Source organism: Micromonospora sp. WMMD975 (genome assembly GCF_029581215.1).
Taxonomy (GTDB): domain Bacteria; phylum Actinomycetota; class Actinomycetes; order Mycobacteriales; family Micromonosporaceae; genus Micromonospora.
Window position 1 is genome coordinate 1,824,329 of sequence record NZ_CP120739.1, and the last position, 15,080, is coordinate 1,839,408.

Consider the following 15,080-nt stretch of genomic DNA (forward strand, 5'->3'; position numbering starts at 1 on the left):
CCCTGACCCGGTGACCTTCCTGACGGTCGTCGTCGTGAGCCTGGGATTCCTCGGATTCGCGATGATCGTGCTGGCGCCGGTCCTGCTGGCCCTGGCGGTGTCGGACGGCCGGCAGCACCGGTGGGTGCGCCGGCACCCGGTCTCCCCGTGCGCCGCGCTGCGCCCCGGCAGGAGACTGCCCTCGCGGCTCGCCGTCTACGGCCGGACCGTGCCGGGGCGGGACGGGTTGATCGTCGCGCCGCTGTCCGGCGTCGAGGCGGTGTGGTTCCGCACCCTGGTCTACTCGACCGTCACCTCCGGTGACCCGGGCCTCACCCAGACGTCCGTCCTCTGGGAACAGTCCGCCGGAGACCCGTTCGGTGTCGCCGACGACACCGGTACGGCCGCCGTGTCGGCGGGCCTGCTCCAGGCGGCCAGCCACGACCCTCGACTGTCGCTGTGGGCGAGCACCCGGCTGCCGGTGGCGCACGCCGGTCCCGTGCCGGTGCGGACCGTCGTCGACGAGGAGACCACGAGCCATCGCCACCACGGCCGGTGGCTCCAGCAGTTCATCGACCGTGGCCTGGTCCCGGCGGACGCGGCGCGGCGGGTGGACCGGGTGCGGGTGATCGAGCAGGTCGTCCACCCCGGCGAGCCGCTGCACGTGATCGGCAGGCCGGCGATCCTGGACGGCGGGGTCGCCGCGTTCACGCTGCCGCGTACCGGCCGTTACCTCCTGCTGAGCCGGGAGCCGGCGGAAACCGAGAGCACACTCGCAGGCGACCGCACGTACGGCATGGGGTGTGCGCTGTGGGCCGCGCTGGTCGGCGTGGCCGCCCTCGCCGCCGTCTGGGCGGTCGGCCGGGTGCTGGCGTAGCGGCGGCTACGGGTGGTCGGCGGTGTCGTGGGCGGCCATGGTCCCCTGCCGGCCGGGTTCCTCGCGCAGGACGGCGCAGTGCAGCCAGGAGTCCGGGATGGCGAAACCGTCCACGAGCGTGCGCATGTGCGGGCGCAGCTCCTTGAGCAGGCCGTTCACCACCCCGGTGATCGCCTTGGCGCGGGCCGGGGTGAGCCGGCCGTGCTCCAGCAGCCAACCCTTGTGGGTCTCGATGACGCTCAGCGCGTAGAGGTCGCAGACCCGGGAGAGCAACGCCCGCGTGGCCGGATCGGTGGCGGTTTCGATGCCGGCCACGAACGCTTCGAGCGTCACCCGGTCGATGTGCGCGGCGGCGACGGCGAGGACATGGTCCTGGACGTCGTTGAAGATGTCGAAGGGGCGGTCCTTCTTCGTGGCCGCGCCGTTGCGCAGGCGACGGACCGCGCCGTCGAGGAGGTGCCGTTCGCGGTCCTCGAAGACCTTGAGGTGCCAGCCGCGGTCGGTCACCGCGACCTCGTCGTCGCGGCCGGGCACGGCGCTGATCAGCCGTTCGATGAGCGAACGCGCGGCGGTGCGTTCGAGCACCATCTCGCGCACCTGCTCGGCGACGAACGAGGCCCGCCCCCAGCCGTCGAGCGAGCCGAACTCGTCCCGGTAGCCGGTGAGCAGCCCCTTGGCCACCAACTGGAGCAGCACCGTGTTGTCGCCCTCGAACGTGGTGAAGACGTCGGTGTCGGCCTTCAGGCCGGGCAGCCGGTTCTCCGCCAGGTAGCCGGCGCCGCCGCACGCCTCCCGGCACATCTGGATGGTGCGGGTCGCGTGCCAGGTCTGCGCGGCCTTCAGCCCGGCGGCCCGGGACTCCAGCTGCCGTTGCCGGTGCTCGTCGGCCGTCCCGTCGTCGCCCTGCACCTCGGCGAGCGCGGTGACCAGCTCGGACTGGGCGAACGTCAACGCGTACGTGGTGGCGAGCGCGGGCAGCAGCTTGCGCTGGTGGGCCAGGTAGTCGTTGAGCAGCACCTCGCGGTCGGCGTCGGGGGCGCCGAACTGGCGGCGGATGTCGCCGTAGCGCACCGCGATGGTGAGCGCCGACTTGGTGGCCGCCGACGCGGCGCCGCCGACGCTGACCCGGCCGCGGACCAGGGTGCCCAGCATGGTGAAGAAGCGCCGGGAGTCGTTCTCGATCGGGCTGGAGTAGGTCCCGTCGGCCGCGACCTGGGCGTACCGGTCCAGCAGCATGTCCCGCGGCACCCGCACGTGAGCGAAGCTGAGCCGTCCGTTGTCGACGCCGAGCAGGCCGGCCTTGGGTCCGGCGTCGCCGATGGTCACGCCGGGCAGCGGGTCGCCCCGCTCGTCGCGGATCGGGACCAACCACGCGTGTACGCCGTGCCGCCGCCCGCCGGTGACCAGTTGGGCGAAGACCACCGCCATCCGCCCGTCCCGGGCCGCGTTGCCGATGTAGTCCTTGCGTGCCGCCTCGTGCGGGGTGTGCAGGTCGAAGGTCTCGGTCCGCGGGTCGTACACGCAGGTGGTGCGCAGTTGCTGGACGTCGGAGCCGTGGCCGGTCTCGGTCATCGCGAAACAGCCGAAGATCCGGCCGGCGATGATGTCCCGCAGGTAGGCGTCGTGGTGCCGTCGGGTGCCGAGGGCCGCGACCGCGCCGCCGAACAGGCCCCACTGCACGCCGGCCTTGACCATCAGCGACAGGTCGACCTGGGCCAGCATCTCGATGGCGACGATCGAGCCGCCGACGTCGGCCCCGCCGCCGTACTCGGTGGGGAAGCCCGCGCCGATGCCCAGCTCCACCGGGAGTTCGCCGAGGAGCCGGCTGATCCGCTCGCGGGCCTGGTCACCGGTCTCGCCGTAGACCGGGAGGAAGCGTTCGTCGAGGTGCTCGCGGTGCGCGTCGCGAACCCCCGCCCACCTGCCGTCGAGCACGGACCGCAGGCGGGCCGGGTCGACCGGGCCGGGCAAACTGCTCATGGCTACCTCGGATGCCGCCGTCATGGCTACCGTTCGTACCCGGTAAACGCCGTCGACCGGCCGCGGTGACGCGGTGAGACCCGTCACGGCGGGGCGGCGGGTGCCCCCAGACCGTGGTCGCGGGCCAGCGCGATCGCCTCGCCCCGGCTGCCGAGGTGCAGCTTGACCAGGACGGCGGAGACGTTGTTCCGCACGGTCTTCGCGCTCAACCCGAGCCGGTGCGCGATGAGCGCGTTGGACAGACCCCGGGCGAGCAGGTCCAGCACCTCGCGTTCCCGGTCGGTGAGTTGCGGGAACGGCGCGTCGGACCGGGCGCCGAGCAGGACGCCGGCCCGGTCGGCGAGCGGGGCGCCGAGGATCAGGTCGCCGCCGGCCACGCCGCGGATGCCGCGTTCCACGTCCGCGGCCGAGGCGCCCTTGACCACGTATCCGCGTGCGCCGGCGCGGAGCGCGGCGACGAGTGAGGCGTCGTCGTTGAGCATGCTCACCACGAGCACCCGGACCGCCGGATGGTCGCGGCGCAGCAGCCGGGTCGCCTCGATCCCGGAGCCCTGCCCGAGGTGGAGGTCCATCAGGACCACGTCGGGTCGTACGCGGGGGACGAGCGTCAGGGCGTCGGCGGCGTCGGCGGCCTCGCCGACGCACTCGATGCCGTCGAGCGTGTCGAGCAGCGCGCTCATGCCGAGGCGGAAGACCGGATGGTCGTCCACCACGACGACGCGGATCGGGTTGTCGGTCATGGCTGCTCCAGGGGGATGGTCAGGCAGACGGCGGTGCCGCGCGGGCCGGCGGGTCCGACCGTCAGGGTCGCGCCCACCGCCTGCGCCCGTTCCCGCATCGCGTGCAGGCCGACGCCGGCGCCGGTGGGGCCGGCCGGAACTCCCCGGCCGTCGTCGGTGACGGTGACCCGGAGTCGGTCGGGTCGCTGGTCCAGCGACACCGTGCACCTGTCCACCCCGGCGTGCCGCTGCACGTTGCGGATCGCTTCGGCGGCGACACCGTACGCGGCGGTGGCGATCCGTTCCGGCAGCGGCTCCATGGTGGCCGGGCCGTGCAGCACGATCCGCAGTCCGGCCCGTGCGTACTGGTCCCGCAGCAGGTCCAGGGCCGGACCGAGGCCGCCGTCGGCGAGCACCGGGGGCAGCAGGCCGTGCGCCAGCTCACGGACCTCCGCCGCGCGTGCGGTCAGCTCGTCGGTCAACCGGTCCAGCAGCTTCTCGGCCCGGTCCGGGTCGCGGCGCAGCAGGTTGCGGGTGGCGGCCAGCCCCAACCCGATGCCGCTGAGCGCCGGCCCGAGACCGTCGTGCAGGTCCCGGCGCAGCGACTTGCGCTCCTCGTCGCGTACCTCCGCCAGCCGTTGCCGCGACCGGGCCAGGTCCCGGTTGGTGCCGGCGAGGTCGACCACCGCGGCGACCACCGGGGCGAGGACGGCGAGGGACTCGGCGGCCCGGGCGCCGAGCAGCTCGCCCGGCCGGGGCCAGGCGTGCAGGTAGCCGACCGACCGGTCGCCGCTGGTCAACGGCACGGTCAGCGGCGGACCGTGCTCGTGCGGTGGCGGCTGCGGTCCGTCCTCGGTGATCCGCACCTCGGCCAGCCGGAGCGCGGCGGCGACGGTGGCGCCGATGTCGGTGGTGCGGCCGACGCTGTGCATCACCTGGTGCAGCAGGGGCTCGGGCGCCTCGCCGTGCACCAGCCGGTCCACCCGCCGCTGCACCGCCACCCGCATGGGTTGGAAGGCCGCCGCGAGGACGCCTGTCACCACGAGCTGCGGCACCGGCGGGGCCGGCGGCAGCAGCCGGTCGAGCAGGGCCACCGTGAGGCAGTAGGCGGCGATCACCACGGCGGTCATGAGATACCAGACCAGGGTGCGGCGCACGGCCAACCGCAGCCCCCACAGTTGCTGGCGCAGCACCACCACCGCCACCGCGGCGGGGAAGAACGCCTGCGAGGCGAGCATCAGCAGCGCCGGCACGACGGCCGGCAGCACCGGCGGCAGCAGCGTGACGCCGAAGGCGAGGGTGAGCAGCGTGCTGCCGGCCGTCGCCCAGCCGAGGCCGTGGCGCTGGCGCGCCGGCCCGCGCCGCCACCGCCAGGCCAACCCGGCGCCGGCGAGCAGGCCGAGCCCGACAAGCGCGTACGGCAGGACGGGCGCCAGCGGTCGCAGCACCGCGGCCCGGGCCTCGCGCAGCTCGGGCGTCAGCGGCAGCACGCCCACCGGCGGCGGCGCGGTGGCGAGGGCCAGCACCGTCACCGCCAGGTAGCCGAGGCCGGTGGTCGCGGCGATCCGGTCCAACCGGCGCAGCGGCCGGTCCGGCAGCAGCCAGGGCATGACCACGACGAGCGCGTACAGGCCGGGCACCCAGGCCCAGACGTGCAGCGCGGTCAGCAACGGGGGCCCGCCGACGGCGAGCTGCCACTGGGCGGCGCACGCGGCGAGCGCGCTGCCGAGCGCCGCGGCGGCGGCGATGCCGCCGGGCAGCCGGCTGCCGGTACGCTGCCGGCCCAGGATCAGCCACGCCACGACCCCGTAGACCACGCCGTCGAGCAGGTCGACGAGCGAGTAGAGCTGGGTGGCCGTGTACGGGGGAGTCGCCACCGCCCAGGCGACGACCGCGCCGACGGTGAGCAGCGCGGTGGCGGCGAGGACGGTCCACGCGGTCCACCGCCCGACCGGGGATGCGTTCGGCATGTCGGGTCCACTGTGTCAGTCCGGCGCCGTCGGCGGGACCACCGGAACGGTGTACGCCGGACGGCGGGCCGGTCACTCCGACCGGCCCGCCGTCCGGGGATCAGCTCTGTGTGATCGCCGTGCCGGTGACCTTCAGCTGGTCGACCACGGCGGCGACCTCCGGCAGCCGCTCCCGGTAGACGTTCGCGGCGAGGCGCTGCGAGTACGTCTCGTAGACCGCGGCCAGCTCGCCGGCCCGCCCGATGGCCACCGCGTGGATGCAGTTGCCGAGGTACTCGTTCGGCGAGTTCGGGCTGTCCGCGCCCGAACACGACGTGCCGAAGATGGGCGCCTGCCCGACCCGTGGGTCGATCTCGGACATCGACTCGGGGCACGGGTCGCCCGGAACCGGCTGCGTGCAGGGCGCGTAGTCGGCCTCGGCGATGGTGTACGCCCGGCTGATGTTCGTGTCCGGCAGCTCCTGCCCGACCGGCGCGCCCGGGTGGCGGTAGTCGCTCGGCAGCAGGTTGCCGCCGAACAGGTAGCCGCTGAGCGAGGCGTCCGCGTCCAACGCCACCGGGAAACCGAGCTTCGTGTACGCCTGGAGCAGCCGGAACGCCTGGGTGACCTGGTTCCCGGCCTGGCGCAGGGGCGAGGTCGGATCGCCGAACCTCTGGTTGACCAACTGGTAGTAGCGCTTCTGCTTGCCCCACAGCATCCGGTCACCCAGTTGACGGGCGATGGTCAACCGCTCGGTGTTGTCGGCGTAACGCGCACCCGTCTCGAACGCCGGCAGGTGCACCGACTCGTCGTTGTGGGTCATGTAGTAGACCTCGTCGTAGCAGTACCCGGTGGGCGGGTTGTCCCGGGTGCTCCACGAGCAGACGATGCCGGCGCTCTTGGTGTTGCGCCAGGTCCGCACGTCCATCCAGAAGGCGCCCTGGTTGACGCTCATCTGCGCGTGCACGGTCAACTGGAGGTCCGCCCTGGTGGTCTCGGCGCGCGGACCGGTGGTGGTCGTGTGGTTGACCAGCTCCGCGTCGTAGCAGATCCGGAAGTGCGGCTGGAACTGCCGGCTGGTGCCGTGGGTGAGCAGTTGGAACGCGTTCGGCAGGTCGCCGAGGTTCACGTTGTTCGGGATGCGCACGCGCGGCAGCGGGCTGAACGGCGCGCAGCCGGACATCTTGGCGTCCGCGTTGTAGGTGCGCTCGTTGTCCGGCGTCCAGTAGGAGCGGGTGTTGGTCAACGGCGTCGGGGACTTCTGGTCCGGCCCGTACCACGGGTTGTAGCCGCCGCCGGTGGCCTCGTCCCGCAGCTTGCGCAGCTCGGCGGACTGGGCGTTCACCGCGCCCTTGTAGTTGTCGACGAGGCCGGTGAACAGCGCGTTGCGGTGCCCGTCGGCGGTCGGCCGGCTGAACCGGCTGCTCGCGTCCAGGATGACCTGGCCGGAGCGGCCCATCCGGGCGGCGAACGAGTTGTCGCCGGTCATGTCCCCGACAAGCGTCGGGTTCTCCAACGCCAGCGCGGTGAACGCCCGCGTCGACATGGTCCAGACCCCGGCGTGCGGGACCTTCGTGGTGGCCGGGTACACCGGGTCCCAGGTGCGGGCCAGGTAGGACAGGTAGTCGATGGCGCCGTAGGGGCTCTTCTCGTCGAGCACCCGCACCGGGTCGACGCCGCCCTGCGACCACTCGGCCGGCGTGAGCACGAAGGGGGCGCTGGCGGCGGTGGAGGTGGCCGAGGTGAACAGCCGCCCCTCCGTCTCGTCGTACTGCGCCACCGAGAGGGAACGGCCGGTGCGCGCCTTGTATCCGACGTAGGTGTTGATGGCGAACTCGGTGTCGCTCAGCGCGTTCTTCTTCAGCGCCTCCTGCATGGAGAGGCTGAGCTGGTCGACGCGGGTCTCCAGACCGTTGATCTGGCGCTTGATCGCGTCGATGTCGCGGATCACCCCGTCGAGGTCGTCGCGCATCCGCTCCAGGACCGACATGACGTCGTCGTAGATCGCCGAGAGCATCGCCTCGACCCGGTCGAACCGTTCGTGCATCTCGGTGCGCAGCTCGCCGACCTGCTCGCGCAGCTTGCCGATCTCCTGCATCACCAGCTCGTGCTCGCTCGGTGCGCCACCAGTGAACAGCGGGAGGAGGGTCATCACGGCGCCGAGGACGTTGCCGGTGAGCACCACCGTGCTCAGCGACCCGATCGCGTCGCTGAGGCTGAGCCCGGCCACCGTGGGCAGGTACTTGTTGATCGCGGTGGCGATGCCGATCGCCGCCTTGCCGATCGCCAGCACCTCCTTGCCGGCCTTCTCGTCGGCGAACCCGGCGAGCGTGGCCAGGATCGTCACCGCGGAGTCCGCCGCGTCGATCGCCACCTGCCGGTTGGCCGCCTCGGCCAGCGCGGCGGTGTAGTCCTGCGGCGTCGGCTTCGGGCCGGGGCCGACCGGATACTTCAGGTCGGCGGCGGCCAGCTTCTCGATGATCTCCGCGTTCTGCGCGGCCACCTTGCCCAGCGCGCCGCGCAGCTCCGTGCGCAGCGCCGCCAGGTACGCCTGCTCGTTGCCCAGGTGCTCCAGGATGGCCTCGGTGTTGACGAACGAGGCGAGCAGCGGATCGGCGAGCAACTGCTCGGTGGTCGCGGTGGCGCGGACGTTGAGCTGCGCCCCGATCTCGCCGTCCCAGGCCGCCGCCAGGTCGCCGTCCTGCGCCGCCGCCCGGGTGAGCTGGCCCCACGCGCGCTCCTGCTGGGCGTAGAGCGCATCCATCCACCGGTAGTTCTGGTAGGCGCTCGTCACCGCGTCCTCGACCTCGGCCGAGGCGGTGATCGTGCCGCCGATCGTGGCGTCCAGCAGCCCCTTGACCATCGGCGCGCCGATGGAGACACCCGGGACGCCGGAGAGCGCGTCGATGACCTTGATCAGGGTCGTGTAGTTGGTGCGGGCCGTGGTGTCGGAGACCCCCGCCGCGTCGACCGCCTGCCGGGTGGCGACCAGGTGCCGCACCACCGCGTCCCGGGACGCGCCGGGGTTGCGGCCCCGCCAGTCCAGCAGCTCCGCGGTGAGCACCAGGTTCTTCAGCCCCGCCACCCCGCCGTTGTGCGCCCGCAGGTACGCGGCGAACACGCCGTCGTGGAACCGGGTCGCCTCGTAGTCCACCGTCTCCGCGGCCACCGCCGGTGTCGGCGACACCACCACCACCGCCGCCACGACCGCGGCGACAAGCGCTCTCCACCGCCGACGCCGTCGCGGCGCCTGCACCATCACACCCACTGGGATTCCTCCGGATCACTCCGTCCGCCGGTCCGGCGGACGCGCAGCGCAGCCTGCCCGCGGGGGTGTCCCGTCGACCAGGGGTGGATGTCCCGGGTCGGCGGGACCGGGGTGGATCGGCCGTCCGGCCGAGGCCGGCGTCCCGGGCCGGACGGGACCGCTGTCCCTGGCGGTCCGGGACACCGCGCCTGTTGACTGCCGCCATGACCGACACCTCGCCGGACCACATCCCGGCCCACGTCAAGGGTTCCTACGTCAACTGCTCCGAGTACACCCGGGCGCCACGGCTAACCCCGCCGCCGGCCGGCGCCGCCACCGACCGCGTCGTACCGCCGGCCACCGCCGGGGCGACCCGGTGACCGTGGCCGCCGCGCCGGGCCTGCTTCCCGCCTGGCGGGAGTGGCTCGCCGAGAACCTGGCGATGGGGATCGCCGCCGAGCAGGCCCGCGCGGCGGCCGTCGACGCGGGTGCGGACGCCGACGCGGTCGACGCCGAACTGGCGGCGCTCGCCACACACCCGTACTTCGCCGTCTGCCGGCGGCTCGCGCTGCGCTACGACTGGATGGAGTCGGTGCTCGACACCTACCGGGTGCTCCGCGACGACGACGGCGGGCGGGACCTGGACCGGCGTACCGACGTGAGCGCGGAGGAGTTCTTCGGCCGCTACTACTACGGCAACCGGCCGGTCGTGCTCGACGGCCTGATGACCGGCTGGCCCGCGCGCGAGTGGACGCTGGCGCGGATGGCGCGCCGGTGCCCGGACGCCGTGGTCGAGGTGATGACCGGCCGGGAGGCGAACCCCGACCACGCCTGGCAGTACGACAGGCACCGCACCACCATGCCGTTCCGCGACTACCTGGCGATGCTCGGCTCCGGAACCCGGACCAACGACTACTACATGGTCCCCCGCAACGAGAACTGGAACGGGGCGCTGCGCCCGCTCGCCGAGGACGTGCGGCCACCGGCCCACCTCGTCGACCCGGCCGGCGGCGGGCACCTGCTGCTCGGCCCGGCGGGCACCGTCACGCCGCTGCACGTCGACAACAGCACGGTGCTGCTCTGCCAGGTGCTCGGCCGCAAACACGTCCGGCTGGTCCCGTCGTACCAGCGGCACCTGGTGTATCCGCGCGGCGGCACGTTCAGCGCGGTGGACGCGGCGCGTCCGGACCTGGACCGGCACCCCCGGTACGCCGAGGCCACGGTGCTGGAGACGATCCTCGAACCGGGCCAGATGCTGCTGATACCGGTCGGCTGGTGGCACTGGGTGCACGCCCTGGACCTCAGCGCCACGGTCACCTTCCACCACTTCCGGGTGCCCGGACAGAACCATCGGATGGCCACCCCGCCGGCCGCCGGGGCGGCCTGAGGCCACGCCGCCGCCGGTTCAGCTCGCGGGGCAGCGGGCGCCGGGGGCGGGCAGCGTCAGGTCGACGAGGTACCGGTCCACCACCGCGATCGTGCAGTCGTTTCGTTCGTACGCGCCGTGCCCCCACCCGTCGTACGTGACCAGGCGTCCGTGCCGGCCCAGTTGCCGGGCGACGTCGGTGGCCCAGGCGTAGCCGGTGCGGGGGTCGTGCCGGGCGTTGATCAGCAGCAGCGGCGCACGGGTGCGCACGTGCAGGCGGTGTGGCGGGTTCCGGACCGGGGACGGCCAGCCGAGGCAGGTCTGCACCGCCAGCAGCCCGGCGCCGTACCGGACGTCCGGCGCGGCGGTCGCCGCCACCCGGACCAAGGCGGCGTACTCGTCGTAGTCACGCACCGGGGCCGGCCAGTCCGCGCAGAAGGCCGCCACCGCGATCGGCAGCTTCACCTCGTCGGGCGGGGCGCCGGCCTCCATCTTCCGGATCTCGGTGGCCAGTTGCGGCCAGCGCGGGCCGGCGAGCAACCCGAGGGCCACGGCGGTCACGTCGAAGGCGGTACGCGGGGCGTACCCGCCGCGGTCGGCGCGGGCCAGCACGCCGGCCCAGACCGACCGCACGTCCCGGCCGTGGAGCACACAGTCGGTCGACCTGTCGCACCAGGACACGAACTCGTCGAACGAGTCCTGGAGCGTCGCCGCCTGGGTCCGCACGAACGGGCGCAGGCCGAGGCCGTGGTCGAACACGCCCTCCAGCACGACGGCCCGCACCCGGCCCGGGTACCGCTCGGCGTACTGCTGGCCCAGCAGCGTGCCGTACGAGCTGCCGTGGAACGTGAGCCGCCGTTCCCCGAGCGCCCGCCGCAACGCCTCCAGGTCGTGCACCGTGCTCACCGTGTCCGCGTGCTCGAAGACCGGGCTGGTCGGGCGGCACCGGTCCCACAGCGCCCGGTTCCAGGCCACCGCGGCGTCGAAGTCGGCCTGGTCGGCGAGCGGGATCGGCGGTCGGCGCAGGCTCGGATCCGGCGCGCAGACCGGCGCGGCGGAGCGGGCCACCGTACGCGGGTCGAAGCTGACCAGATCGAACCGGTCGAGCAGTTCGGGGCTGAAGCGGTCGCCCTTGCGGATGCGTTCCACCCCGGAGTCGCCCGGACCGCCCGGCCCGAACACGAGCGTGCCCACCCGCCGCTCCGGCACCCGGGCGGCCCGGCGCGCCACGGCCAGCTCGAACGTCGGGCCGTGCGGCCGGTCCCAGTCCACCGGCAGGCGGAGCCGGGCGCACCGCACGGCCGGGTCGAGCGGGACGTCCGGCAGGTCGTCGGCGCACGCGCCCCAGGCGAGACCCGGTGGCCCGGGATCGGCGCGTGCCGGCGTGGGCGCTCCGGCGAGAAGGGTGAGCACGGCGACGGCCAGGGCCAACGGACGACGGAACACGGTGCCTCCTGAGGGCTGGATGTCCGTCCATCCTCGACCGGCGCCGCGCCCGAGTCCCATGGGCGATCCCCCGGAGGGGACCCTGAGGTTCGCCCCGGACACACCGCTCAGCCGACCCCACCAGACTTACTTGGCACTTCGTCACCGTCAAGTAGGTAAGTGACGAAGTGGCAATGCGAGTCGTGCCTACGGTCAGGCTGTGAGACTCGTGGCCTTGGCAGACGTCGCCGAGATGCTCGGTGGTGTCTCACGCACCCGGGCGACGGAGATCGTCAGGCGACCTGGCTTCCCGGACCCGCTGGACGTGGTCGGCAACGGCCGGATGCGCATCTGGGCGCGTGCCGACGTTGAGGCGTGGATCAGGGCCAACCGGCCGCATCAACACTCGGATTAACGGTAGTCGCTGACGCCTTTGTGGACCGAGCTATGAGATCACCATCCGTCACCCTTACCCGGCATCCCCACCTCCGCCCGTAGAAAGCGGCGGCAGGTCGACCGTCGCGAATCCATAGTGACGTCGGGATGTCATCTAGCGCGACGGCACAAGAGCCGACAATCAGGTCACTTGGCCGGCGACATTAAGGCGACACGACGCTATGGTGACAAACATGGCCGCGCCGAACACCGCCCTACGCGCCGTCCGCACCGGGATGCGCATGAGCCAGGACGACTTCGCTCGCGCCCTCCAGGCCGCCGGCCACCGCGTCGGCGAACCCAACGACGCCAACAAGAGACTCGTCCAACGATGGGAGTCCGGCGCAATCGCCGCGCCCCGCCCCGTCTACGCCCGCGCCCTGGAGGTCGTCACCGGGCTACCCATCTCACTGCTCGGCTTCGACGCGGTGCCCGGCGGGCATGTCACCGACGACGAACACGGCGGCCACGACCTGACCTCGCCCGTGTCCAGCCTGGCCACGCCGACATCGACGCCCAAGCCCACCACGGCCCACCGGTCGTACGAAGGCGTGTGGCTCAGCCGCTACCAGTAATACTCCAGCGGGCGGGCAGACTCCTTCGCCGGACAGCACTTCGTGGTGCTGCTCCAGCACGGCGACCGGCTCACCGCCCGCAGCCTGCCCGGCTCGGCGTCGTCGTCTCTCTCGCTGGACCTGACCGTGGACGGTGCCGTCGTCACCGGCACCTGGGTCGAACAGACCGACCCCACCGGCTACTACCGAGGCGCCCGCTACCACGGCGCAATCCAACTCATCGCCGAGCCCACCGGCCGACGGATGGCCGGGAAATGGATCGGCTTCGGCAAGGACATGGACGTGAACACCGGCCCGTGGGAACTCGTCTTCCGCGACGCCTCGACATCCAAGGCGACACTCGATCGCTACAACACGCCGGTGACGTAGCACGCTGCCGCGAGTCTTGGGTGAGACGGCTGGTCAGCGGGACTGCTGGCAGGGCACGCAGAAGCGGGCGGCGGGACGGATCTCCAGGCGGTCCGTGGGAATGGCCTGACCGCAACGCTCGCAGACGCCGTACGTGCCCTCGGACATGCGCCGCAACGCCTGCGCGGTGTCCGCGGCGCCGTGCCGGGCCGCCTCGATCAGCCGGCGCAGGGTGTCCGGGTCGTGACCACCGTGGCCCGGCTGCCGTGTGGCCGGCGTCAGTTCGGTGAGCTGGTCGGTGTAGTCGGCGAGCTGCTGTTCCAGCAGTTCGCGCAGCGTCCCGGTGCGGTCGTCGAGGGTGTGCGTCATCGTCGGTGGTCCTTTCCTGGAGAAGCGCCGTGCCGGCCGTGGCGGGGCAGGCATCCGTGCCGGCCCGTGCCGGCCGGGAGCGTCCACGCTGCCCGGGGACGTCTGCGGAGTCCCAGCGTCGCCCGGAAAGTGAGGACCGGCATTGCCCGTCACCGGCCAACAAGCGCCCGCCAGATTGCCGGCGGCGGGCGAGGATGCCGCCCCGCCCGCTCGCTATGGTTGCCACATGCGGCACCAGCAGCACCACCCGCCCGCGTTGCCATAGCGCCGGCCCGCTCCCGGCCGGCCCCGGCAGCCGTCACCGAAGGAGCCCTCCTGTGGTCATCGAACGCACCCATCTGCCGGGCATCGGGGTACGACACGCCTTCACCACCGAACAGGGCCGCCGGATCGCGGTCGTCGAGCACGCGGTGGGTGGCCGCCGGGACGTCGTCCACGACGATCCGGACGACCCCGACGGCATGGTCGGTCTCGCCCTCACCCCGGCCGAGGCGTCCGCGCTGGCCACCCTGCTGGGCTTCCCGGAGCTGGTGGCCGTCCCCGCCTGACGGTCAGGCCGGCAGCGGCCGGCGCGGCCAGTCCAGGGCCCGCGCGCCGAGCACGGCGGCGTGCAGGGTGAACCTGTCCCGCGCATCGGCGGGATCATGGCCGCTGAGCGTCCGGATCCGGTCGAGCCGGTAGGTGACGGTGCGGACGGACACGTGCAGGCGGCGAGCCGCCTCGGTGGCGACCTCGCCGCAGGCGAAGTATTCGGCCAGGGTGTCCACGAGCGGCTCGGCGCCGCCCCGGGCCTGGCCCAACGGGGTCAGCACGGCCCGCACCAGGTCCACCATCGCCGGCTGGTCCCGCAGCAGGACGCGGTAGATGAGCAGGTCGTGGGCGTCGATCACCGGCGCGTCGGCGTGCAGCCGGCGAGCCGTGGCGAGGGCCTCCCGGGCCTCCTCGTAGGAGCGGGCGATGCCGTACAGGCCGGGGTGCGGGCGGCCGACCACCACCTGCCACGGCCGGCCCCGCGCCAGACGGTCCAACTCGCCGTGCATCAGCCGGCCGAGGTCGTCCGTCGGCCCGCCGGGGTCGCGACCCCCGCCGGGCCGTGCCGGTTCGGCCGGGGCGACCACCACGAGCAGCCCTTCCTTCGTCGCCACCAGCACGTCCCGGTCGCCGAGCCGGTCGAAGATGACCCGTTCCAGGGCGCTGACCGCCGGTTCGGTGTCGGGCAGGCGGCGGCCCGGCGCGGCGAGCGCGACCTGGTGGACGCGGGCGAGATCCAACCCGAACGGCTCGGCCCGCTCCACCAGCCCGCCGAGGTCGGAGTCGCCGCGCAGCAGGTCGTCGACGAGTTCGCGGCGTAGCGACTCCTCGTGGCGGACCAGTTCCCGGCGGGCCACCGCGTAGCCCTCGGCGAGCGTGGCCACGGCGGCGTCGACCACGTGGAGGACGGCGTCCGCCGCGGCCCGGACCGTCTCACTGTCGGTGGAGCGGTCCAGGTGCGGCAGGTGCCGCCACAGCCGCCGCGCCGCGGACAGGTAGAGGCGTACCGCCCGGCCGGCCGACACGCCCTGTTCGGCCGCGCGCCGGCCGAGGACCCCGACCGCGTCCAGTTCGCCGCGGCGCGGCCGGCGACCGGTCACCGCCGCGTCCCGGAGCAGCCGGAGATAGTCGCCGAGCAACTCCACAGGTACGCCGTCGGCGTCGGCGCTCGCCCCGCGGGCCACCTCCGCCAGCCACTTGTCGTCGCCGCGCGCTCCGGCCGGCTCCGGCCGGCGGACGCTCTCGGTCATCGCGGTCCCCCCGTGCGGGGCCGGCCCGGA

The 15,080-nt window shown here is 73.4% G+C and carries 11 protein-coding genes and 1 pseudogene; 5 read left to right on the forward strand and 7 right to left on the reverse strand.

The annotated features are described in order from the left end of the window. The first annotated feature begins 10 nt into the window (after positions 1–10). Positions 11–856 (forward strand): hypothetical protein, encoded by an 846-nt coding sequence (locus O7613_RS07685; RefSeq protein WP_282292976.1) that lies wholly within the window; start codon positions 11–13, stop codon positions 854–856. A 6-nt stretch (positions 857–862) separates the two neighbouring features. Here the strand turns inward: O7613_RS07685 and O7613_RS07690 are convergent, their stop codons facing one another. The 4 genes from O7613_RS07690 to O7613_RS07705 form a co-directional block, all read right to left on the reverse strand. Continuing rightward, the gene (locus tag O7613_RS07690) at positions 863–2,836 is read right to left on the reverse strand and encodes an acyl-CoA dehydrogenase (RefSeq protein WP_282292977.1); all 1,974 of its coding nucleotides are present in this window, start codon (positions 2,834–2,836) and stop codon (positions 863–865) included. 83 nt (positions 2,837–2,919) lie between these two features. Continuing rightward, positions 2,920–3,576, reverse strand: a complete 657-nt coding sequence (locus O7613_RS07695; RefSeq protein ID WP_282292979.1) for a response regulator transcription factor — start codon at positions 3,574–3,576, stop codon at positions 2,920–2,922. Next, positions 3,573–5,525, reverse strand: a complete 1,953-nt coding sequence (locus tag O7613_RS07700) for a sensor histidine kinase (RefSeq protein WP_282292980.1) — start codon at positions 5,523–5,525, stop codon at positions 3,573–3,575. The genes O7613_RS07695 and O7613_RS07700 overlap by 4 nt, the downstream gene beginning before the upstream one ends. Positions 5,526–5,625: 100 nt before the next feature. After that, positions 5,626–8,772 (reverse strand): hypothetical protein, encoded by a 3,147-nt coding sequence (locus tag O7613_RS07705; protein ID WP_282292981.1) that lies wholly within the window; start codon positions 8,770–8,772, stop codon positions 5,626–5,628. A 203-nt stretch (positions 8,773–8,975) separates the two neighbouring features. Between O7613_RS07705 and O7613_RS07710 the strand changes: the two genes are divergently transcribed. Both O7613_RS07710 and O7613_RS07715 read left to right on the forward strand, forming a co-directional pair. Further along, a complete protein-coding gene (locus O7613_RS07710) occupies positions 8,976–9,131 on the forward strand; it encodes a hypothetical protein (RefSeq protein WP_282292982.1) in 156 nt (51 codons plus the stop codon). Beyond that, positions 9,128–10,138 carry a cupin-like domain-containing protein gene (locus O7613_RS07715; protein WP_282292983.1) on the forward strand — a complete coding sequence of 337 codons (1,011 nt, stop codon included), beginning with the start codon at positions 9,128–9,130 and terminating at the stop codon, positions 10,136–10,138. Before O7613_RS07710 ends, O7613_RS07715 begins: the two co-directional genes overlap by 4 nt. A gap of 18 nt (positions 10,139–10,156) precedes the next feature. On the opposite strand, the gene O7613_RS07720 is transcribed toward O7613_RS07715, so the two are convergent. Beyond that, positions 10,157–11,563, reverse strand: coding sequence for an alpha/beta hydrolase (locus O7613_RS07720; protein ID WP_282292985.1), 1,407 nt, complete (start codon positions 11,561–11,563; stop codon positions 10,157–10,159). Between the two features lie 608 nt (positions 11,564–12,171). Here O7613_RS07720 and O7613_RS07725 point away from each other — a divergent pair. Then, positions 12,172–12,921: pseudogene (locus tag O7613_RS07725) on the forward strand (XRE family transcriptional regulator). 33 nt (positions 12,922–12,954) lie between these two features. On the opposite strand, the gene O7613_RS07730 reads toward O7613_RS07725, so the two are convergent. Further along, a complete protein-coding gene (locus O7613_RS07730) occupies positions 12,955–13,269 on the reverse strand; it encodes a TraR/DksA C4-type zinc finger protein (RefSeq protein WP_281583447.1) in 315 nt (104 codons plus the stop codon). A 317-nt stretch (positions 13,270–13,586) separates the two neighbouring features. Here O7613_RS07730 and O7613_RS07735 point away from each other — a divergent pair, with 317 nt between their 5' ends. Continuing rightward, the gene (locus tag O7613_RS07735; RefSeq protein ID WP_281583446.1) at positions 13,587–13,817 is read left to right on the forward strand and encodes a potassium transporter TrkA; all 231 of its coding nucleotides are present in this window, start codon (positions 13,587–13,589) and stop codon (positions 13,815–13,817) included. Positions 13,818–13,820: 3 nt separating this feature from the next. Here the strand turns inward: O7613_RS07735 and O7613_RS07740 are convergent, their stop codons facing one another. Beyond that, positions 13,821–15,050 carry a helix-turn-helix domain-containing protein gene (locus O7613_RS07740; protein ID WP_281583445.1) on the reverse strand — a complete coding sequence of 410 codons (1,230 nt, stop codon included), beginning with the start codon at positions 15,048–15,050 and terminating at the stop codon, positions 13,821–13,823. Between the last annotated feature and the right edge of the window lie 30 nt (positions 15,051–15,080).

Excerpts from the sequence above, each read along its gene's own strand:
- O7613_RS07700 (WP_282292980.1), bottom strand. The coding sequence starts at position 5,525 with ATGCCGAACGCATCCCCGGTCGGGCGGTGGACCGCGTGGACCGTCCTC.
- O7613_RS07730 (WP_281583447.1), bottom strand. The coding sequence starts at position 13,269 with ATGACGCACACCCTCGACGACCGCACCGGGACGCTGCGCGAACTGCTG.
- O7613_RS07710 (WP_282292982.1), top strand. The coding sequence starts at position 8,976 with ATGACCGACACCTCGCCGGACCACATCCCGGCCCACGTCAAGGGTTCC.
- O7613_RS07695 (WP_282292979.1), bottom strand. The coding sequence starts at position 3,576 with ATGACCGACAACCCGATCCGCGTCGTCGTGGTGGACGACCATCCGGTC.
- O7613_RS07690 (WP_282292977.1), bottom strand. The coding sequence starts at position 2,836 with ATGAGCAGTTTGCCCGGCCCGGTCGACCCGGCCCGCCTGCGGTCCGTG.
- O7613_RS07740 (WP_281583445.1), bottom strand. The coding sequence starts at position 15,050 with ATGACCGAGAGCGTCCGCCGGCCGGAGCCGGCCGGAGCGCGCGGCGAC.